At 27.8% G+C, this 22,269-nt stretch carries 16 protein-coding genes; 2 read left to right on the top strand and 14 right to left on the bottom strand.

Annotation, left to right across the window (positions count from 1 at the left end):
* Window positions 1–27: 27 nt before the first annotated feature.
* Window positions 28–2,505 carry a TonB-dependent siderophore receptor gene (locus tag J3U20_RS04230; protein WP_160541762.1) on the top strand — a complete coding sequence of 826 codons (2,478 nt, stop codon included), beginning with the start codon at window positions 28–30 and terminating at the stop codon, window positions 2,503–2,505.
* 300 nt (window positions 2,506–2,805) lie between these two features.
* Here J3U20_RS04230 and J3U20_RS04225 read toward each other — a convergent pair whose 3' ends face one another.
* From J3U20_RS04225 to J3U20_RS04200, 6 genes are all read right to left on the bottom strand, one after another.
* Window positions 2,806–3,570 (bottom strand): TIGR03915 family putative DNA repair protein, encoded by a 765-nt coding sequence (locus tag J3U20_RS04225; protein WP_160541761.1) that lies wholly within the window; start codon window positions 3,568–3,570, stop codon window positions 2,806–2,808.
* A gap of 16 nt (window positions 3,571–3,586) precedes the next feature.
* Window positions 3,587–4,843, bottom strand: a complete 1,257-nt coding sequence (locus tag J3U20_RS04220) for a putative DNA modification/repair radical SAM protein (RefSeq protein ID WP_160541760.1) — start codon at window positions 4,841–4,843, stop codon at window positions 3,587–3,589.
* A gap of 248 nt (window positions 4,844–5,091) precedes the next feature.
* Complete coding sequence (locus J3U20_RS04215; protein ID WP_160541759.1) at window positions 5,092–6,234, bottom strand: efflux RND transporter periplasmic adaptor subunit; 1,143 nt, start codon at window positions 6,232–6,234, stop codon at window positions 5,092–5,094.
* 10 nt (window positions 6,235–6,244) lie between these two features.
* Window positions 6,245–10,552, bottom strand: a complete 4,308-nt coding sequence (locus J3U20_RS04210; RefSeq protein ID WP_160541758.1) for a CusA/CzcA family heavy metal efflux RND transporter — start codon at window positions 10,550–10,552, stop codon at window positions 6,245–6,247.
* A 193-nt stretch (window positions 10,553–10,745) separates the two neighbouring features.
* Window positions 10,746–11,162: a hypothetical protein gene (locus J3U20_RS04205; protein ID WP_160541757.1), complete on the bottom strand. Its 417-nt coding sequence runs from the start codon at window positions 11,160–11,162 to the stop codon at window positions 10,746–10,748.
* Between the two features lie 69 nt (window positions 11,163–11,231).
* Window positions 11,232–12,647: an exopolysaccharide biosynthesis polyprenyl glycosylphosphotransferase gene (locus J3U20_RS04200; protein WP_160541756.1), complete on the bottom strand. Its 1,416-nt coding sequence runs from the start codon at window positions 12,645–12,647 to the stop codon at window positions 11,232–11,234.
* A 140-nt stretch (window positions 12,648–12,787) separates the two neighbouring features.
* Between J3U20_RS04200 and J3U20_RS04195 the strand changes: the two genes are divergently transcribed.
* The gene (locus tag J3U20_RS04195) at window positions 12,788–13,891 is read left to right on the top strand and encodes a glycosyltransferase (protein ID WP_185150285.1); all 1,104 of its coding nucleotides are present in this window, start codon (window positions 12,788–12,790) and stop codon (window positions 13,889–13,891) included.
* On the opposite strand, the gene J3U20_RS04190 is transcribed toward J3U20_RS04195, so the two are convergent.
* From J3U20_RS04190 to rfbD, 8 genes are all read right to left on the bottom strand, one after another.
* Window positions 13,833–14,975: an O-antigen ligase family protein gene (locus tag J3U20_RS04190; protein ID WP_160541755.1), complete on the bottom strand. Its 1,143-nt coding sequence runs from the start codon at window positions 14,973–14,975 to the stop codon at window positions 13,833–13,835. The genes J3U20_RS04195 and J3U20_RS04190 overlap by 59 nt on opposite strands.
* A 118-nt stretch (window positions 14,976–15,093) precedes the next feature.
* Window positions 15,094–16,161: a hypothetical protein gene (locus tag J3U20_RS04185; protein ID WP_160541754.1), complete on the bottom strand. Its 1,068-nt coding sequence runs from the start codon at window positions 16,159–16,161 to the stop codon at window positions 15,094–15,096.
* Window positions 16,161–17,216 (bottom strand): glycosyltransferase family 4 protein, encoded by a 1,056-nt coding sequence (locus J3U20_RS04180; RefSeq protein WP_160541753.1) that lies wholly within the window; start codon window positions 17,214–17,216, stop codon window positions 16,161–16,163. The genes J3U20_RS04185 and J3U20_RS04180 overlap by 1 nt, the downstream gene beginning before the upstream one ends.
* Complete coding sequence (locus J3U20_RS04175; protein ID WP_160541752.1) at window positions 17,213–18,229, bottom strand: glycosyltransferase family 2 protein; 1,017 nt, start codon at window positions 18,227–18,229, stop codon at window positions 17,213–17,215. Before J3U20_RS04175 ends, J3U20_RS04180 begins: the two co-directional genes overlap by 4 nt.
* On the bottom strand, window positions 18,219–19,373 hold the full coding sequence (locus J3U20_RS04170) for a glycosyltransferase (RefSeq protein ID WP_160541751.1): 1,155 nt from the start codon (window positions 19,371–19,373) through the stop codon (window positions 18,219–18,221). Before J3U20_RS04170 ends, J3U20_RS04175 begins: the two co-directional genes overlap by 11 nt.
* Window positions 19,355–20,872, bottom strand: coding sequence for a lipid II flippase MurJ (locus J3U20_RS04165; protein WP_160541750.1), 1,518 nt, complete (start codon window positions 20,870–20,872; stop codon window positions 19,355–19,357). The genes J3U20_RS04170 and J3U20_RS04165 overlap by 19 nt, the downstream gene beginning before the upstream one ends.
* Before the next feature lie 261 nt (window positions 20,873–21,133).
* Entirely contained in the window at window positions 21,134–21,373 is a 240-nt protein-coding gene (locus J3U20_RS04160; RefSeq protein WP_160550005.1) for a hypothetical protein, read from the bottom strand.
* 40 nt (window positions 21,374–21,413) lie between these two features.
* The gene (rfbD, locus tag J3U20_RS04155; RefSeq protein WP_160541748.1) at window positions 21,414–22,268 is read right to left on the bottom strand and encodes a dTDP-4-dehydrorhamnose reductase; all 855 of its coding nucleotides are present in this window, start codon (window positions 22,266–22,268) and stop codon (window positions 21,414–21,416) included.
* Window position 22,269 lies beyond the last annotated feature (1 nt).

Raw genomic sequence — 22,269 nt, 5'->3', positions numbered from 1 at the left:
TATATTTGCCTAAAAATAAAAATTATTATGAAAAAAACATACATAGCTTTTGTTCTTTTATGTTTAGGGCAGCTTCTATTAGCGCAATACACATCAGGGATCAAAGGATATTTATTTGATGTAGAAGACAAACCGATAAAAAAAGCAACTTTCTACATTGACGGTGAAAAAATTTCTGAGATCGACAATCAAACCGGTTTTTTTGAAATATCGGGATTAAGTGATGGATTTCATAAATTGACCATTTCTTCTCCTAAATTCAATGATTATAACGAATCCGTTATTCTCAATCCTGATGAGGTAAAAGAAATTAATATAACATTATACGGTAAAGGAGATATTGATGATGTTACCATATACGGAACTAAACAAATACATGGTTTAGACATGATTACTCGTTTGCCGGTTGCTCCCAGAGAATTACCACAAAATATATCCGTAATTTCCAGTGAAATTATCAACGAACAGGGCGCTCTTACTATAACCGATGCAGTTAGAAATGTTCCGGGGGTTAACTTATTCGGTACTTATGGAGGTTCTTCGGAAAGTATGTCTATCAGAGGATATCGTGGGACTCCTGTATTGAAAAACGGAGTTCAGGTTGATTCAGATTTTCGTTCTGCTTCTCTTTTGACTGATATGCAAGGGGTATCAAGCATTCAAGTTTTACGTGGTTCAGCAGCTATAACTCAAGGTATTGGAAACGGATTAGGAAGTCCGGGAGGCGTAATTAATGTAGTTACCAAGACTCCATTATTTTTAACCGGAGGAAATGTTGCTATTGAAACCGGTAGCTGGGGGTTATTTCGACCAACTTTTGATTATCAAACCATTTTGGACAAAAAAGGTACTGCAGCATTTCGTTTAAATGGTGCATATCAAAGAGCGGACAGCTATAAACCAAGAGTTGACAATAATAGAGTTTATATAAATCCTTCTTTTGAATGGAGACCGGATGATAAAACGACTGTTACTTTAGAAATGGATTATATTAATAACAATATAACTCCCGACAGAGGTACTGTAAATTCAACTGATGCCGATAAAAATAATTTATTAGATACTACGCATAAATTTTTTGGCTGGGCAACGGATAATCAGAATACTAGGACTACTACCTATAGCGCCAAAATTGTACGAAAATTAAATGAAGTATTAAGTTTACGTGCCTTATACGCGGCATCAATAAACAACGAAGAAACCTATGGATTAGGTTCCATAGCTAGTCCATATACCTTTAATGTGGAAGCAAAAGGACAAAAAATTTCGGATTTTTTAAGACGTACAAGAAATCTAACTTGGTCTGAAAGTGAAGATAAAAACAAAGTGATTCAGATTGATTTAATTGGAAAAAATTTATATACCGGCAAGGTAAAACATACTTTTCAGACAGGATTTGATTATAAGATCAATAATACGAATTCTACCACTCACGGAAAATACAGAAAAGATAAAGACGGAAAAGTTATCTTAGATCCAAAAACCGGTTTGCCTCTTATTGACAGATCCATTGAAGTAGATGTTATTAATATATTTGACAAAATACCTAACGTATTACCTAAGGGAATCAATAAATCATCTTTTGATGCCATTGCTTCTACCAGCTCCAGCGAATCTGAAGTTTATGGTATTATGATTCAAGATGCTGTGGAAATCAATGAATATATAAGAGCCAATGTTGGATTACGTTATAGTCAAGATGCTAAAAAACCCAATATAGGAGCTGCTAATGAAGCATGGGATCCTTTTGTAGGAATCATGGTTAGTCCGGTAAAAAATATAAGTCTTTTTGGTAATTATGCTACTACAACCAATTTGCGTTCAGCAAGTAATCCTACTAAAGATGGAGGGACTATCGGATCTTCAGTTACCAACCAATTTGAAGTTGGAGTAAAATCTGATTGGTTTAATAAAAAATTAGATTTCAATGTAACCTATTACTTTATCAAAAATAATGATATTTCATATCAGATATACGAAAATGGAGTGGGAACAGGCTTTTACTCTAAAGCAGGTGATTTAAGAAGAAACGGTGTTGAAATTGAGGCAAACGGACATATTTTAGAAAATTTACAAGTAATTTTAGGATATTCTTATTCGGATGTTCAATATAAAAACAGCGTTGCTTATGTAAACGGTTCCAGACCAATGAATGCTCCTTATTCTACCGCTAATGGATGGGTACAATATTTATTTAATCGAGGAACATTAAAAAATCTTGTTTTGGGTGTAGGTGTTTATTATGTGGGAGATCGCCCAATTAATGACTATAGTTCAAACTTAAGAGCAGATGGACACGGTTCAACACCGGGCATTAAACCTTTCAACATGCCGGATTATACAACTGTTAATGCTCAATTGGGATACACGTATAAAAAAGTTGGTTTGAAATTCTTCTTTAATAATATATTCGACAAAATTGGTTATACTTCTTATTATAGAGGAGGTTATATTAATCAAATCGATCCTAGAAATTTTAAACTTCAACTTTCATATAATTTCTAATTTTTTCATAAAATAATTTTTAATTACACTATAAAAACTACCTGCTTTGCAGGTAGTTTTTTGTTTAAAAAAGATTTTTATTTCTTGATAATTCAATATGATATAAATAAGTTTGATAATTTTTGAAAATTAACTTATGACTTATACCACTTTTGCCAGGTTTAAAATTCCGTATGTATTACGTAATTTTTCATCTGTCTATTAAAAACTTGTTTACATTTTTTGAAACGAAATTGAATATATGAGTTATTCTTCAAAATAGATGACCTAAGAAATTAGAGTTCAAATACCTTTTTATATTTATTGCATTTCTGTGAGATATTTCCAATATCTTTTAGGCATATGTTGTTTTTGAAGTTTCAAATTAATTCTCTCTTTTATTGATAAAGCTTGAAAGTATTTTTTCCACGATTCTTGAAATAAAATTTCTTTTGAATCTAATAATTTTTCGTTGGGTTGATCTGAATTAAAATATTCATTATCGCTTTCCAAAGTCATTTCAATCACTACTTTTCCATCATAATAAAATCCATAATTGCGGTTTAAATCATAAATAATCCAAGACTGTGAAGAAAATCGATCTTTAAAATGAGGAATCGCCAATGGTAAACTATTATAAATTGGATATACGGGAGCAAAATAAATTCCGTCTTTTGACTTTTTAAATCTTACAAATTGTTTCCAATTATAGCCTTCTTTGTATACTTTTTTAGCCAAATTGTGAATGTTAATAATGACTTCATCCCCAAAATCAGTATGTCCTGTAAATTTTGTATCAATGGCTTTTTTAATAAATTTATATAATAGCCAATCTCTATCATCTTGTTCTGACAACCATACAGCTTGCATTATATTAAGAGATTCTTTAGACATCTTTTTATCTAAATATGCCCAAGTTTTACTAACAATTTCATCTCGTGTTTGTATTTCAAGTAATTGATCAACAAACAATGGGGGTATTTCTCCCGATTGAATTAATAGTTCAGGAAAAAGTTTTCTTTCGTATGCTTCATAAATTACACATAAAAGCCCATCCAACGATTTATCGTAAGAGAATACAATCATAATTTTAATAGCTTTTTTAAGGGAAAATCAAAGATATTTGATTGGTGTTTTGGGATGTATGTTTTTTGTTTACAAGTATTTTTTTTACGAATTCAGGCTTTATTTCATTAATTGTTGTTCCTGACGAATCTCTACAGGTAATAAAATATTGGGCTCTTTTTATGATAACACCTATTTTTTTTAATTGATACCTATCTAATTTACCAAATTTACGGGAGGCTATAATCAATTTAGCCGATTTAATTCCGATGCCGGGCACTCGTACTATTTGCCTATATTCTGCTGTATTTACATCAACAGGAAACATTTCGGGATGACGAAGAGCCCAGGATAATTTTGGATCTACTTCCAAATCAAGGTTTGGGTTTGTATCATCAATTATTTCATCAGCCGTGAAATGATAAAATCTCATTAACCAATCTGCCTGATATAATCGATTTTCTCTTACTAGAGGTGCTTGTTGTAAAGCAGGAAGCCTATTATCGTGAGGATTGACCGGTATGAATCCCGAATAATACACTCTTCTCATGCTAGATTGCATATATAAAAGTGAAGAAACTTTCAATATATCTTGATCGGTTTCATTGGTTGCTCCAATAATCATTTGTGTACTCTGCCCGGCTGGGGTGAATTTAGGAGTAGATTTATATTTTTTCTTTTCTTCTTTATATTCTAATACCCCATTTTGAATGTACTTCATAGGTGCAAAGACACTTTTATGGTCTTTTTCGGGAGCTAAAAATTTGAGATTTTTTTCTGTGGGTATTTCAATATTTACGCTGAGCCTGTCTGCATACAATCCGGCTTGTGTAACTAATTCTTTACTGGCGCCAGGGATGCTTTTCATATGGATATATCCATTGTATTTATGAACCGTTCGGAGTTCTTTAATTACCCGCACCATTCTTTCCATTGTATGATCCGGACTTTTAACCACTCCCGAACTTAAGAACAAACCTTCTATGTAATTCCTTTTATAAAATTCTAGGGTTAATTCCACCAATTCCTTAACGCTAAACGAAGCTCTTTTTATATCATTGCTTTTACGACTAATGCAGTAGGCACAATCGTACATGCAATAATTGGTCATCATAATTTTTAATAAGGAAACACATCGTCCATCTTCAGTAAATGTATGACAAATTCCTGAAGATGAAGTTGAGCCTATACCTCCGACTTTACTCTTTCTTCCAACTCCACTTGAGGAACAAGAAACATCATATTTAGCTGATTCTGCTAAAGTTGCGAGTTTATTGATAATTTGTTCATTCATATATAACAAAATTACAAATACTGCTATTTTTAAGGAAATATTAAATCATAAAAGAAACTTAAATATTTAATTAACAACTACTTAAGATAAATTTTTTATTTAGTTTTTTTAAATTTAGCCATTAAAAAAAACTATTTTCATAATTGGATGTTATTGATCATTTAATTATGCCAAGTTGTGTTTATTAACTTGCCATAACCAAATGATTGATTTTTATTATTTATTCAATAAGTTTAGTAATTTTTTAATCAGTGATTATGTCCGGATTCCATTTCTCCTGATTGTAGATAATAAACCCCTGAAATTACAAGTTCTTGATGAGGATCTAAATTAATCACTTCCACAAAATTATTATTTGAACTTCCAATTAGTACTTCTTTTTGTTCTATTTGATTATTTTTTCTAATAAATACATAATTTTTACCTTCTTCTTCATATACTGCCTCTTTAGGTACAGTTAGCACTTCTTTACTTTTATTAATTATATATGCATTTACAAATCGATTTTCATAGAAATTTGTGTCAGGCAATTTTGTTTGAATATCTGCATGAACCTGTATGGTGTTGTTTTCGGTACTTGTTACTTTTCCTATAATGTGAATAGTTCCTTGTAAGGTATCTGAAATTTCAGGCAAAGTGAATTCAATTTTTTGTCCTACAAAGAGGGTTGAAGCATATTTTGCGGGAACATTTAATTCTACATGTAGTTTTTCCTGATTTATTATTAAGAATAATTCTTCTGTGGTAGTTATTTGTTTACCGGGAGAAATTTCCTTTGCTTGAATAAATCCGCTTAAAGGACTTATAATTTTTAATTCCGGATTAATTTTTCCTGTTTTAATTATAGTAGCAGGAGAAAATCCCAGTAATTGTAATTCAGATTTCAGACTTTCATATTCTGCAGTTGAAACTTGATACGTTGCTAAAGATTGTTCATACGATTTTCTGCTAATTGCATCACTTTCTAATAGGGCATTTTTTCGCTGATAATCCTTATATGCCAAGTTCATTGTATAATAACTCTCTAAAAATTGTTTTTGTAAAGAGATGAATGAAGGATTATTTACCGTTGCCAATTCTTGCCCCTTACGAACGAAATCACCGGTTATGAAGTTTATTTTTCCAATAAATCCATCTACTTTACTATGTATAGATGCCTTATTTTGAGGCAAGGCATGTATTACACCGGTAACCATAATTTTGGATTCAATGGGACGTAATTCTGCAGTACCGAATTTTATATCATTGGTTTTAATCTGTTCTTCGCTCAAAGTAATTCCTGAATGTACACGGGATTCTTTTTCGATAGAGTTTTCTTTATTTTTGGATGAACAGGAATAACCAAGCAATATTGAAATAAAAAGTAAGATTATATGAGTTATTGTTTTCATGATGGATAAATTAATTGGATTGTGTTAAATAGTTTAGCTCAATTAAGGTTTGATTGTAGTTGTTCAATAAATCTAAATAGGTGGTTTGAGCATCTATGGAAGATTTTAGTATACTGCAATATTGCAAATAGTCTATTTCTCCGTATTGGTATTTAATCGTCGCTATTTTTATCATTTTTTGTAGTTCTTCTGAATGTGAAGTTCCAAATATGCTTAATTCCTTATCTAAATATTTTTGCTGCTTTTTTAATTGCCTGATTCTTAAATTTAAATTTCGTGTTATCTCCTTTTTTTTAAATTCAACATTGTTATTTTCAAGAAGAGTCTGTTCTTTAATTTTTTTATAAACATTGTTAAATAAGGGAATGCTTATATTAACCACACCCGCAAAATAACTGGTTTTGTGTTCAATGCTTTGCATTAATCCGCCAATTGAAAATTCAGGTAATTTTTTGGCTTTTTCCAGAATCAATGTTTTGTTATTAACATGCAGCTCTTTATCTAATTCATCCAAGTATAGATTATTCAAACTATCCGTCAAGGGATTTTTTTCTAATTTTTTAAATGATTCAAGAGGTACTATATTTTCATCTGCACTTATTCCACATAATGAATATATCTTATTTTCAACTTCCATATTTTCTTGCTCATTTATAGTTTTTTGCTGAATTACTTGTTCTAATTCTGCCTTAAAAAATTGTTTTTCCATATAATCCGTCTCTCCTTTTACATATTTTAATTCAGCTTTCTTTAATCCTTCTCTATATATGGAATCTATTCGGATAAATAAATTATTCTTTTCCAAGATGTAAATCCATTTATTATATAATTGTTCTAAATGATAGGTTATTATATGTTTTTGTAAGTTAGATTTAGCCGTCAACCATTCTAACTGACTATCAATGAGGCTCTTTTTTTTGGTTTGTGAAAATAGATTTCCTAAATCTTGTGACACTTCCCATTGATAATCAGCATCTTTATTGTTAAATTGTCCAAAACCGATAGTCATTGAAGTAGAATTGATTGTATAGGCATATTTTTTTTCAATCTTTTCTTTTTGAATTTGCAATTGACTGGATTTAAGCTCTCTATTTTCTTTATAAGCTCTTTCTACAAGGTAGGAAAGAGAAACTTTTTTTTGAGCACTCACTGAGCCAATACTGCCTAAAAAAATTAGTATGATTAGCATCTTTTTTACATTTATATTCTTTTGAAAATTTTTATTTTCAAAAACATAATATAAAGCCGGAATAACGAGTAAGGTTAATAAAGTTGAGGTAACCAGTCCTCCAATAACTACAGTAGCCAAGGGTCTTTGTACCTCTGCTCCGTTTGATGTTGACATGGCCATTGGAATAAAGCCTAAGGTTGCAACCATTGCCGTTATAACCACCGGACGCAGACGGTTTAGTCCTCCTTTTTTAATTATTTCTTTGAGTGAAATATAGTTGCCTGAATTTTTCAGTCTATTTAATTCACTTACTAACACGATTCCATTTAAGACAGCAACTCCAAAAAGGGCGATAAAACCTATTCCTGCTGAAATGCTGAATGGCAATTCACGTATCCATAAAGCTATAACTCCTCCTATGGAAGCCAGGGGTACGGATGTAAAAATTAATATTGCATCTTTAAAGCTTTTAAAGGTTGTATACAATAATATAAGTATAATTACTAAAGCTATGGGAATTGCAATGCTCAGTCTCGAAGTTGCTTCTTGTAAATTTTTAAATGCTCCACCATATTCAATTGAATATCCCGGTGGTAATTTGATATTTTCTTCTACTCTTGATTGAATTTTTTGTACCAGGGAATTTATATCGGAATTACGCACATTTACTCCTATATTAATTTTTCTTTGCGCTTGTTCCCTTGAAATCATCATTGGTCCGGATTCATAATTCACGGTAGCCACTTCGGAAACGGGAATTAAATTTTGGGTAGCCGTACGTATTGGTAATTGATCTAAATTTAAATCTTTTCTATATTTTTCATCCAGTCGCATTATTAAATCAAAACGGCGTTCTCCTTCCATTATAACTCCTGATTTTACTCCCGCTACCCAAGATCGGATAACTTCATTTAAGGTAGTTATATCCAATCCATATTGTGCTAATTTATTTCTATCATAACTTATTTTCATTTGTTTTAGCCCTTCGGTTTGTTCTACTTTTACATCGGCTGCTCCTTCTATTTTATTTATAATCTGAGCCGTTTGATCTGCCACCTTTTTTAATTCTCTTGCATCCTCTCCATAAATTTTAATTACTATGTCTGATTTTGCTCCTGTCATAAGCTCATTAAATCTTAATTGTATTGGTTGAGAAAATTCAAAAGAAGCTCCTAATATTGTCGACAGCTTTTCTTTTATTTTTTCCACTAATTCATCTTGTGTTTTGGCTGAAACCCACTGATTTTTTTCTTTTAAAACAATCATGATATCTGAATCTTCTATACCCATTGGATCCGTAGGTATTTCGGCCGTTCCTATTTTTGAAATTACATGTACTACCTCCGGAAAATTGTCTTTAATTATCTTTTCAACTTTTGAAGTAGTGCGTATACTCTCTTCTAATGAACTTCCGGGCTGGATGCTCATTTGCATCGCTATATTTCCTTCTTGTAAGGTGGGTACAAATTCGGCTCCCATATTGGAGAAAACAAAGAGAAAAAAAAGCCAGATTACAAAAATGCTACCTATGAGAATATAGGGTATTTGCAACACTTTATCCAAAACAGGCAAATAAATTGATTTTAATTTATTCATGATTTTATCTGAGAAGGTTACTTTGTTTTCAATATTTTTTTTAAGGACAAATGTTGACAATACGGGTACATAGGTTAATGATAATATAAAAGCTCCAACTATGGCAAAACTAACAGTGAAGGCCATGGGCCTAAACATTTTACCCTCTATTCCCTGTAAAGTCATAATGGGAATAAACACTAAAATGATAATAAGGATTCCGAAAGCTGCTGATTTATATATTTCTCCTGCTGTTTTAGATACTACGTTATCTAATTCTTTTTGAGTAAGCTTTTTTCCTAAATAGTTTGCATGTAAAACTGAAATGACCGATTCTATAATTATAATTGCCCCATCTACAACTATTCCAAAATCTATAGCTCCTAAGGAAAGTAAATTTGCTGAAACTCCGAATAAATTCATCAGTATCAGAGCAAATAATAATGAAAGTGGAATAATGGATGCTACTATTAGCCCCGCTCTTATATCGCCTATTAAGATAATAACCACTAACATTACTATTATTCCACCTTCTAGTAAATTTTTTTTAACTGTTGAAATAGTCTTTTCTATAAGATTTGCTCTATCTAAATAAATATAAAGATCTAGGCCTTCAGGTAATGTTTTTTTAATTTGATTGATTCTTTCTTTTACCTTGTTAACTGTTTTATAAGAGTTTTCTCCTTTTAACATCAACGTGATTCCTCCAACCACTTCTCCCTTTCCATCCATTGTCATGGCTCCAAATCTTTGGGCAGAAGCATATTTTACTATCGCTATATCTGAAATTTTAATGGGTACTTGATCTTTTACTGTTATAACCGTATTTTCAATATCTTGAAAATTTTTTAGTCTCCCTTCTGTTCGTATGTAGAACAAATTATGCTTTTGTTGAATGTAACCGGATCCGGAATTTTGATTATTTTTCTCTAGTGCATTATTAACTTCTTCTAAAGTGATATTGTAACTTTGTAATAAGATAGGATCTATAGCTACTTCATATTCTTTTACTTTTCCTCCAAAACTTGAGATTTCTATTAATCCTTCGATTCCGTTGAGTTGCTTTTTAATTATCCACTCTTGAATGGTCCTTAACTCTTCAAGATTATAAGTAGATTCATATCCGGGATTAACTTTAATTATATATTGGCAAATTTCTCCTAATCCTGTAGTAATAGGCATTAATTGCGGTTCTCCTATTCCATCGGGTATTTCACTTTTAGCGACATCAATTTGTTCTTTAACCAGCTGTCTGGCTTGTATTATGGGAATGTCTTCTTTAAATACAACGGTAATTATGGATAAACCAAATCTTGAAATAGATCGTACTTCTATAGCTCCGGGAATATTTCTTAATTCTGATTCAAGGGGTATGGTTAATAATTGTTCTACTTCTTGTGGAGCTAAGGTAGGTGAGGTAGTTACTACCTGTACTTGATTATTGGTTATGTCAGGGGTAGCATCTATGGGTATATGTTTAAAAGAATAAAGACCCCATACCATTAATGCTACTACTCCCAATGCAACCAATAATTTATATTTTATTGATAAATCAATTATGGTTTGAAACATGATTAAATTGTTTGAATTATGAATTGAAATGGATCATTATTCTCATTATTTAAACAATAGTTTAAATAATGAGTTGTAATTCATCAATATTATTTTTTATGTAAAAAATAACTGTTACTTAATTTTTTGAATAGAAACTTTAGTTAAGGAGAATAAGAATCAATAATATATTTATTATCTCCAAATACTTAAATCAGTTTGAGTTTAAGGGATTTACTAATGGGGGAGCTCTCAAACCTCTTCCTAAAAATTTTTCAGAAGTGGTTTTTGTATATGCATAGTAGAAATTTGAATCTTTATTCGAAGAATTTAATAATAGAAAATTATGCCCCAAAAAAGATTCCGGTATAATATAAATGAGTTGTTGAGAAAATTCATAATTAGAAATAGATAATTTAAAATCGTCTAAATTTTTTTCTCCTAAATTTATATGTTTGATTATATCTTCGAGTTTCTCGAATAAGTTTACAGAATGATTATTTTTAGCCTCAGATAAAAAACATTCGTGAAGAACAATTTCAAATTTAACCTTGTGTTGATGAGGAACAAAGGAATGTGCTACAATTAATAACGTAGCAAAAAATATGAATATTTTACTTATTATCTTCAAACACTACAAAAATATATATTTTATTAAAATAAATTATATATTTTATGTATTATTTCACTATAAAAGAATTTAAATTGCTTTTTTATCTCCTCCAATAGTCTTAAATACGGTTCTCAAGATTATAATCATATCTAAATAAAAAGTCCATTTTCTAACATAATAAATGTCTGCAATTATTCTTTTTTGCATATCTTCTCTGGAATTTATTTCCCCTCTGAAACCTTTTACTTGAGCTAATCCGGTAATTCCGGGTTTAACATGATGTCTACGACTATATCTTAATAAAAGATCATTATAATAATTATCTTGAACAACCATATGAGGTCTTGGTCCAACAACAGACATATTTCCTTTCAATACATTAAAAAACTGAGGCATTTCATCTAAACTTGATTTTCGTAATATTCTACCTAATTGGGTAACTCTGGAATCATCTTTCACGGTAGCTTTAATGTCATTATCTTCACTGTTTTTCATCGTTCTGAATTTATAGCAATAAAATATATTCCCTCCTAATCCCACTCTTTTTTGAGCATAGATTACAGGTTTGCCCGATTCTAGCAAAATTGCTATTGCAATAAGAGGGTATAGCCAACTTAAAATAAAAATTATAACAAACAATGAAAATAGAATATCAAATAGCCTTTTTATAAATTGATTCCAAAAATCATCTAAAGGAAATTTTTTAAATAACAATATTGGATACGTATCATAATATTCTAAATCCAGACTATAAAATGAATTGTATAAAGTGCTTGGAATAAATCTAATTTCCATATGAAGTTTTTGTGCTAATACGACTAATTCATCATGAACAGAATGCGATAGTTTACCGTTTAATGAAAAAAATATGATTAGTATTTCTTCTTCAAGTATAAAACTTTTTAACTTTTCTAAATCAAATTTGTATTTATTTTTTTTTATATCGTCTTTAATATTTGCTAAAAAACTTCCACAATTAACATATCCATAATCTTTTCTTTTAGACAAAAATTTTATAAATGATAAGGTATTATTATTCTCATCAACAAAAATAACTCTTATATAATTTCCTCCTAGACTTCTATATATTTTTAAAAATAGAAAAAGAACAACTCTAATAAAAAAAGTAATCAGAAAAAGTGATATTAAAAAATATATAGTTACTTTATTTGAAAAAAGATCATCCTTTTTTAATCCGGAGACAAAGAAGGTTATGACACCAAATAAAATAATCTGAAAAATGTTATTTTTTAAAATTATCCCAATACCGGTATTCCTTTTAATCTCATATAAATGGGTTTTTAGTGAAATAAAATACCAGCTCATCAAAAGTAATATTAATACCTTATAATGTGCATCTAATAATTCTTTTAATGAAACAACATATATCCCTAAATGATAATACTGAATTTTTAAAAAATAAAAGAATAAAATAATTATGAAAACTATATCGAACAATAGTTGTAAAAAATAACTATTTTTTAAATATCGAGTATATCTCATACATCCTATAATTTATAAAAAAAAAATAAATATTTATTAATTGATAAAAATAGTTATTTTTTATTAAACAAATATCTATAATTTTACTATATTAGACTAAATTAATGTGAACTTAATAAATATTAAATAATTTTATATTGATGAAAAAAATAAAAGTTTTACATATAGTTGAAGCTCTAGGTGGAGGGGTATATACATATATAAAAGATTTATCTATTTTTTTTGGAAAATATAATAATATATTCGATACTACTATTGCATATAGTTCTAAACGCCCGGAGGTATCCAATTTAGATTTAAAAAAAGAGTTATCAAATGGGGTTAGATTAATAGAATTGGATATGAATAAAGAAATCTCTTTAAAAGATTTTAAAAGTACTTACGAACTTATAAATTTATGCAAATCTCTACAACCTCAAATAATACACCTTCATTCTTCTAAAGCAGGAATATTGGGTAAATTTGCATCATTATTTTATAAAAAAGCTCTGCTGTTTTATACTCCACATGGATACTCTTTTATAAGAAAAGATATTTCTCCTGTTAAAAAAAAATTATATTATAACATTGAAAAATTTACTACTAAATATTTGGGAGGCACCACAATTGCCTGTGGAGATAGTGAATTTGAAAATGGCACTAAATTAGGTAAGACCTTATTAATTAGGAATGGAATTAATTTAGAATCTATATTACCTAAATATGTAGAAAATAAGATCATTAAAAATCGCCTAAGCATAGGAATTGTAGGAAGAATAACCTATGCTAGAAACCCAACTCTTTTTGACAAGATTGCAAAAAATAATTTGGATATTGACTTTTTATGGATTGGCGATGGTGAATTAAGAAATGTTATTACTTCTCCTAACATTACAATTACCGGATGGTTAGACAGAGATAAGATATTTGACTATTTAATTAAATTAGACATATATATTCAAACATCTTTATGGGAAGGCCTGCCTATTGCCCCCTTAGAAGCTATGGCGTTTCAAAAGCCGGTTCTAGCAACAAATATTATTGGAAATAAAGACATTGTAAAACACGGAGAAACCGGATTTTTATTTACGAATGAAAATGACATTCAAGAATTTATTGAAGCTTTAAAAGACCGTTCAACACGTGAAAAAATGGGTAAATTAGGATTAAAAAGGTGCGTAGAATATTTTGACCTTAATAAAAATTTTACTCTTTTAAAAAATATTTATCTTGATTCCTTACATATAAATACCCAAAAAAACTAACTAAAATACAGCTAAATACGATTCCATCAAAACGAATTAAAAAATCATCCGTTATATTGGCTACTATAAATGATAGAGAATAATAAATTATTAAAGAGTTATGCAATTTAAATCCAATATAAAGTGGTAATGCCATAAAAATAATTAATAATACGAAACCTAAAATTCCAAATCTAACTAAATAATCTAAGTATTGATTGTGAACCGGAAATTTATATTTAAACAAAAACATTTGGTCTGTTTCATAGTAGTAATCGAATAGTTTTCTTTTTCCGTCTGAAGCTCCTACTCCAAACCAGATATTTCTTTTAGACAAATCAAAAGCTGATTTCCAAATACTTAATCTTGTTACTAACGAATTGTAAATTTCACCTTCAGGGTTCTCAACTTCATCCAGCTTTCCGATTTTATCCATGTTCCCAAACGAAACCGTTGTATATTTCTTTATTGTATAGGGGAAAAGTGTTATAAAAACGACTATAAATATAAAAACTATGGCTGTAATTAAAACGCTTTGTTTTAAAGTAAACGATGATTTAAATTGATACAAGGTTATGAATACAGAACCTAGTATTGAACTGCAAACAGCTATTCTAGTATTTATTAAGAAAACAAAACCCAGCAATATTGTATAGGTTATAAAATTAGTTATCTTTTCAAGACGTCTTTTGGAGTTAGTATTATAGAAATTATATAACGAACTAATACAACAAAATGATACAATTAAATTGAGTGCCGGTGCATGATTGTTGTCGATACTTCTCGAAAAGCTATACCCCATATCCCACACATCTATTCCATTTAAATAATTATTTATATTATCTTGATAAAAAATCACATACCTAATTAAAAAGAAAAACAGCATCAAGCATATAATTTTTGTCCAATAATTAATTATTTTAAAAATGTCAATTTTAAAAGGAGATAAAATAATAAAAAAGGGAAAAAATAAATAGATAATTTTTTTCTCTAAAGACTTAAATCCATAATAAGCATAATCATTATTCCAAAACATTAAAACTTCAATAAGAAAAGGCATCGATAATAAAAATATCAACCCATTTAATTTTATTTTGACTTTCAAATTTATAAAAGCAAAAATTTGGAACACAATATAGGAAATAATTAAAATCGTACAAATCGATCTGAATAGTATAGTACTTAAAATTAATATTAAAAAAATAAAATTTATCTTTTCAAAATTATTTTTCTTTATCATCATAAAATAAAATAAAATAAATCAATGGAAATATACCCGCTTTATGTCTAATGGAAGATCCTAAGTCAGGTTCAAACAAGCCTTGAACAATAAAAAATGAAAATGTTATATAATATGCCCATCTAATATTATTATTTTTTTTAACCTTCAAAATTTGATCAAATTTTAAAGATAAACAAAAAAATAATGTCAATTGCCAAATTGAAAATAATGAAACTTGTGGTGAGGCAGAAAAAATTGATGTGATAGGAATATTAACTACCATAAATCCGTATATTATTGACACAGCATCTCCATACCAAGTATTGGTCGGTAATGGAGGGATTATAGCAGATCTTGATTCTTCTTTTATTTTAGGATCATCTAATCGTCTTTCATTTAGCTCCGTGCGAGTTTTATCTGAAAGATATCCATGTTTTACCATATTATGTCCACAACTTATAAGAATAATCATTATCAATCCGTATATTATAATTAAAAATGAATTAAGCTTTAAATTACAATAACTCAAAATACTAATAAATATAGATAAAATTAGAACTAAATAATAATATTCCCTAAATATATAGGAATATAATAAAATCATTAAACAAATAATTATCCTATTTCGAAAAACATATTCTTTATTTTTATTTTTAATTAATTTAACAAGAATAGCACAAAATATAAATGTTATAAACTCTTTAGTTTGCATTGATATAAATATACCAATAACAAAAAAAGAGGCATACATCAAAAGATTGTTTACTTTTACCTTATCAAAATTAGAAGGAATACCAATTTTAGTTAAAATATATATTAGAATCGGATATTGTATTAAAGCCACTAAAGAAAAAGGCATCCACCTCATACCTGTAATGGAATAAAAAAAAATTGAAAGTTGAAAGCCTCCAACTACTCCCTTTAAATTCCATGGATTATGAATGATCGTTAATGCATCTGAAAAATATTTTTTAGGTAATACATAGCTACTGCAGATTGCAGCTATTAATCCTAAAAAAGAAAAACTGAAAAAAATAAACTTACTTTTTGTAATCGTCAGATTATTCATTAGTATTTTAAAAATTTAAATATTTGCAATGAAATTCTATCCCAACTAAGGGATGTTTTCTTTTTATGCATTTGTTTAATTAAATAGTCTCTTTGAAATTGATCTTCAATTAGATGTACTAAACCTTTTTTTAATGAATCTTTATTGGGCTCAACCCAAACACATTCATCTTGATCTAATTGTTCACAAAAACCTCCAACATTTGTACAAACCATAGGTAATTCTGAACTAATCCCGAGAGTAATAACTCCCGATTGTGTCGCTTCCAAATATGGTAAAACTAAAATATCAGCCCAATTTAAAAGTTTACCTATTTCCAAATCTGACAGGTATTTATCCTGTATCTTTAATTTTTCTGTATCTTTGATTTTTAATTCGTAAATGCTTTTTCCGGCAATTATACATCTATCTATTTTATCTCTTATATCTTCAACAACTTCAGCTAAAAGCTCTACCCCTTTATAGGGACTAATCCTGCCTATAAAAAGTATATTTTTTCCCCTATTTATTTTCGCAGGGGAATCACTTAATGACGTTGTTTCAATTAATCCATGTGGAACTATAATACTCGGTTTAATTAATTTTAATGTTTTCTCTACATTAACTTTAACATAGTTTGTCAAAAATATTAATTTAGAGCTCAATCTAATATTTAAATTAGAATATTGCTGGATCAATAAACTATTTTCTCCTTTATGTAAAACACCATCATGTACTGTCAATATTACGTCGCGACCTAATAATCTAAAGAGCATAATAAAGGGTAAATTCCATAAATGAAAATACGGTAAATATAGTATTCTATAATTTTTCACTATTTTAGGTAAAAGAACTATACAATAAAATGGAAGTATAAATAGTGTATTTAAAATAAATGAAAAAGCTGATTTATAGGTTATTAATGATTTTTGATTAGGTATTGAAATTCCTTCTATAGCAAATTTAGATTTATAGTAATCGTAACTATTTTCAGGAAAATGTAAAACTATATTGTCAGAATATAGAGGTAAACTTCCTGTCCTACCTAATGATAAGATCATAATCTTACGACTCATTTTAAATTATATTTTAATCCTAAAATTATTTTAAATATCATCATTATCCTATCCCATTGCCCTCGTCTTATTCTATTAATTAAGATGGGTACAAAACTTAAATAAACTGATGGTAAATGATACCATTTTAAGTTTTTCTTTGCAAAAACCAGTTTATTAATTAACAAATAATAATCTGAAAATAAAGTTTTTGATTTACCTTCATTATTTCCGTTATCTATAGTTGTTCCATGTTTATGAAAAATATATAAATCAGTAAATATTATAGATTTCCAATCTTTTTTCTTTGCTCTACTAGTATAATCCCACTCTTCAAAATACAAGAAATAATCTTCTTCGAGAAAACCTACTTCCATAAAACATTCTTTTTTTATAAACATTGAAGCTCCTATGGGGATTAAATTATAAATTGCTTTTTTAGGAATATCTGAATAATTCATGCATTCATATAAAGGAAAGGTATGAGCAAGCCAATCATTATATTTATTTGCTGTACATTGCAATATTTCCGGCTGATTATAATAACATAAAGAATTACCAATTATACCAATAGTATTCTGCATTGTTTTAAATTTTTCAGATATATTATGCAAAAAATCAACGGGTACTACTGTATCATTATTTAAAAGCCAAATATAATCAAATTTATCCTGTTTTTTCAAATATTTTAAAACAATATTATTTGCAGCTGAAAATCCTTTGTTTTCCTTTGCTTTAATAAAAACAATTTTTTGTTCAATATCTTTTAACTCATATAATTCTTCTTCATTTAAATACAACAGATCTTGACTCGACTTTTCTGAAATTGGAAAAACTAATTCCGGAAATTTAGTTTCTATTTTCATGGAAATGTTTTGACCCCATTTCTTAAACATTTCAAAATCATCAAATTTCAATGAATTATCTACAATAAACAACTGAAAGTTTTGTATGGTAGATTTTAATAATGATTCCAAACATTCTATAGTGTCTGAACATCCATTATAGTTTACAATAATAATTTTATACTCCAATTTTATTATTTTTAATACTATCAACTAATGATTTTAAACATATTTGCCAAGAATTATCTGAATGATCCTTATCAGGATATTTAATTAAATAATTATTATCATTAATTATTTGTTCCAAAACAGATTTTAAATCTTCATCATTATTCTGTCCCACTAATTTTCCAAAATTTTCATTTTTTTCTATGGTTTCTTTTGCCCCACCTACATCCGTAGAAATAATATAATTATTAAATCTATAAGCTTCCGAAAAAACGATAGCATATCCCTCCCATATTGACGTCAATACAAAAACTTTTGCTTTATTATAATATTCCCATAAAATTTTCTTTTCCAAAATTGGCCCAGTAAATATTACCTTATTTTTTAATGATGGATTTTTATGATAAAATAATTTAATTTCTTTTTGGAAATTTTCCTCTATTGTACCTATAAAATAAAATTTCCAATTTTTAAAATTTGAAATTTTTTCAATAGCTTTTAAAAACATTACTGTATTTTTTTGAGATGTACCTAACCGCCCAACAGTTATAATTTTATTTTCTTTTTCTGAAAAAGGAATAACATTAAGTGATAATTTCATTAATTCCTCTTCATCAAATCCATTTTCAACCAAGAAGATTTTTTCTGAAATATTTAAATTTTCATTCCATAATTTAAATGATAAATGAGTTTCAACTGATATATAATCGCATTTCTTCAATAACTTATTATAAATTTGGTTTTTAATAAATGAAGAATTATTTTTAACATCTAAAATATCTTCTCCTCCATCCACTTTTAAATAAAACTTTCCATTAGGATTAATCATTTTATATAAAATGCATAAAATGGCACTTGTAAATCTGAAATGAAAAGTCATTAATAAATCAATCTTTTTACCATTCTTAATAACATAAAGCAATGAAGATAAAAAAAATGATATATTTTGTAATTTTTTTAGCTTAAATATATTTATTAACGAACGTAGTTTAACTCCTTTGTAGTTATTATTTTTAAATAAATTGTTTGTTTTAGTTTTTTTATATACAATGGTTACTTCATAGGATAATTCTTTTCCAAGGTAATAAGGGACAAGAAAAACATCTTTTCCTAAATGTTCTTTTTCAAAATGAGCAAAAACTAAGGTTAAATTTTTAGATTCCATTTATTTAAAAGCTGATTAAAATAAAATAAAACATTTATTCCTAACAAAGGTGTGAAAGCTAAAATAATAATTGACATTATTCCGGTTTTAAATAAAAGTGAAAAATAAATATTATCAAAATGGATAAAACGGTTTATTATTTCTCCAATTACTAGTAATAATATTAAAATTAAGATAGATTTAAATAGATATAAAAAAATTTTCTTCTTATTATGAATAGATATTATATAAAGCATTATAAAAACTATTAATAAATGAAAAAGACCTATAGAAACAGGAAATGTAAATTGATTAAATAGCTTATAAAAAAAACAATTAAATATTATAATTCCTATTTGAGTTAAAACGCCCAATACCGCTTGTTGTTTATTTTTTAATTGAGAAATCATAACCGGTGATATATAAACATATAAACAAATAGCTATAAAAGATATGGAATATAATTTTGTTAAAAGGGAAATTTGTTCTATGTTACTTATGCTAACTTCTCCTTTTTTAAAAAATATATAATTAATTTCATAGGCATTTAAATATAATAAGGGTACAAAAAAACTTATTATTAAAATGATAAATTTCAAATAATTATAAAAGGAAATATAATATTCTTCCCATTCCTTTCTATAAAAATTTTTAGTAAGTTGGGGGATTATAGCTGTTAATATAATACTGGTAATAACAACCTGAAATAATAAAGTGAATTTTTGAGCATAATCAATCATTGAAATTATACCTACTCCCATTTTATTGGATAAGCTTTTTTCAATTAATGAATTTATTTGACCAACTATATAAGGAAAATAAAAAGGAATACCAAATACTATAAACACCTTTGCTTGAGATATAAAAGTTTTATTCCATTTAAAAATAGGTAATAATTTTTTTTTTCTTAAAAAATAAAGTATTACTAAAGATAAAATAAATAAATTAAAGTATTGCCCTACATATAAAGAAAATATACCTATATATGCTGTACCAAAATATATTATCCCTAAGTTAAAAAAAGATGTAAAAAATGATGTTATTTCCGGTATATAAAATATATTATTAGCATTTAAGATACCTATCCCTATTGAAGTAAATTGCGTAAACAAAATACTATAAAGTAAAATATTAACAAATAAACAATATCTATTTAGTAATATACCATCCACAGTGAATAAACTATGAATAATATTTTTACCGTAAAAGAAAAAAATAATGACTAATAAAATAACCATAATAGCATAGACAAGTAACAAAGAACCCGTTTTAGTTAATGCTGATTGAACCGATTCTTCCTCTTTCACTTGAACATATTTTATCCTAAAAACATCTGATATAGGATTAAAAAATGTATTATTTAAGTTGATAATAAATGCGGTAGCTATAATCCAAATATCCCTATCTATAGATAATCCAAAATACTTTGCAGAAACACTAACAATTAATAAATTTATAACAAGAGTAAGTGCCTTTATAATAAAGATATTTAAACTAATTTTGCGTGATGAAATTGCCATTTCCTACAAAATAATTTATTATCAAAATAAGAACTTATATCCCTACTTATAAAGCAGAAATAATTTTTTTACTTCAATCATATTTATTTTTATATAGTGTAGAATATGATTGATTAAAAATTATGATTCGTATATAAATAGTAAAAAAACTTTATAAAATATTTTTTAATAAATTAATGCTTTACTTTGATAATATAAACAATTAAAAACTCTCCATTATTTTTATGTAATAATTAAGAGCTACTTAGAAATATTTATTTTTTAATTATTTTTTTGCGCAGTTTTAATTCCGGAATCATTCCACCATTTTCCGTCAGGTGTTCTAACGAAAACGTCTCCAGTTTTACCATCGAAAACATAGGTTCTTAATCCGTCAGCAGACTCAATAACTTGAAAAGAATACCTGTTTGATGGTGCTACTTCTTGACCGTTAACCGGTTTATCGCAACTTGTAAGCAGTAAAGTTAGTCCTAACATGAAGAATGAAATAAATTTTATCATATTTTTTTTATACAAATATAGATAATTCATGTCATTATATTCATTTATTAAGCATTTCTTTTAAGCTATCTTTCCATTCAGGGATTGAAATTCCAAAAGTATTTTTAATTTTAGTTTTATCTAACAAACTATATTGTGGTCGTTTTGCAGGAGTGGGAAATTCTGAAGTTGGTATAGGATTAATTTTGATTTTAGATTTACTTAATTTTCTTATTTCTTCACTGAATTGATACCAGGAACATTCTCCTTCATTGGAAAAATTGTAAATTCCATAAGCTCCAATATCATTTTGTATAATAGTTAAGATAGCATCTGCTAAATCAAATGCATTCGTAGGAGATCCAATTTGATCGTTAATGACATTTATTTCTTCTTTTTCTTTAAATAATTTTAACATGGTTTTCACAAAATTATTCCCAAAGGGAGAATATAACCATGCCGTTCTAATTATATATGTTTTTGGATTATAATATTGAGCAAGTATTTCACCATTTAATTTGGTTTTTCCGTAAATACCTAAAGGAGCTACGGGATCATCTTCTTTGCGCGGTGTAGATTCTTCTCCTGAAAACACATAGTCTGTTGAAATATGTATAAAAGTAGCTTTTTGAGAGGCGCTTGCTTTTGCTAAGAACTTTACAGCATCAGCATTAAGTTTTTCTGCCATTTCAATATCTGTTTCTGCTTTATCAACAGCAGTATAGGCAGCACAATTAATTACGTAATCAAACTTGTTTGAAAAAAAATAAGTTTTTACAAATATTTCATCTAATATATCCAACTCTTGAACATCCGTAAATGTAAAACTATAATTTGCAAGAGGTTTTTCTTTTAATCTTTGCTTTAAAGATCTTCCTAATTGCCCATCCCCTCCTGTAACTAATATTTTTTTCATA

It is taken from the genome of Apibacter sp. B3919, assembly GCF_026537405.1.
Taxonomy (GTDB): domain Bacteria; phylum Bacteroidota; class Bacteroidia; order Flavobacteriales; family Weeksellaceae; genus Apibacter.
This window is presented reverse-complemented; position numbering and strand designations above follow the sequence as displayed.

Bases quoted from the DNA above. Each gene is read 5' to 3' on its own strand.
- J3U20_RS04230 (WP_160541762.1), top strand. From the start codon at position 28: ATGAAAAAAACATACATAGCTTTTGTTCTTTTATGTTTAGGGCAGCTT.
- J3U20_RS04225 (WP_160541761.1), bottom strand. From the start codon at position 3,570: ATGATTGTATTCTCTTACGATAAATCGTTGGATGGGCTTTTATGTGTA.
- J3U20_RS04220 (WP_160541760.1), bottom strand. From the start codon at position 4,843: ATGAATGAACAAATTATCAATAAACTCGCAACTTTAGCAGAATCAGCT.
- J3U20_RS04215 (WP_160541759.1), bottom strand. From the start codon at position 6,234: ATGAAAACAATAACTCATATAATCTTACTTTTTATTTCAATATTGCTT.
- J3U20_RS04210 (WP_160541758.1), bottom strand. From the start codon at position 10,552: ATGTTTCAAACCATAATTGATTTATCAATAAAATATAAATTATTGGTT.
- J3U20_RS04200 (WP_160541756.1), bottom strand. From the start codon at position 12,647: ATGAGATATACTCGATATTTAAAAAATAGTTATTTTTTACAACTATTG.
- J3U20_RS04195 (WP_185150285.1), top strand. From the start codon at position 12,788: ATGAAAAAAATAAAAGTTTTACATATAGTTGAAGCTCTAGGTGGAGGG.
- J3U20_RS04185 (WP_160541754.1), bottom strand. From the start codon at position 16,161: ATGAATAATCTGACGATTACAAAAAGTAAGTTTATTTTTTTCAGTTTT.
- J3U20_RS04180 (WP_160541753.1), bottom strand. From the start codon at position 17,216: ATGAGTCGTAAGATTATGATCTTATCATTAGGTAGGACAGGAAGTTTA.
- J3U20_RS04170 (WP_160541751.1), bottom strand. From the start codon at position 19,373: ATGGAATCTAAAAATTTAACCTTAGTTTTTGCTCATTTTGAAAAAGAA.
- J3U20_RS04165 (WP_160541750.1), bottom strand. From the start codon at position 20,872: ATGGCAATTTCATCACGCAAAATTAGTTTAAATATCTTTATTATAAAG.
- J3U20_RS04160 (WP_160550005.1), bottom strand. From the start codon at position 21,373: ATGATAAAATTTATTTCATTCTTCATGTTAGGACTAACTTTACTGCTT.
- rfbD (WP_160541748.1), bottom strand. From the start codon at position 22,268: ATGAAAAAAATATTAGTTACAGGAGGGGATGGGCAATTAGGAAGATCT.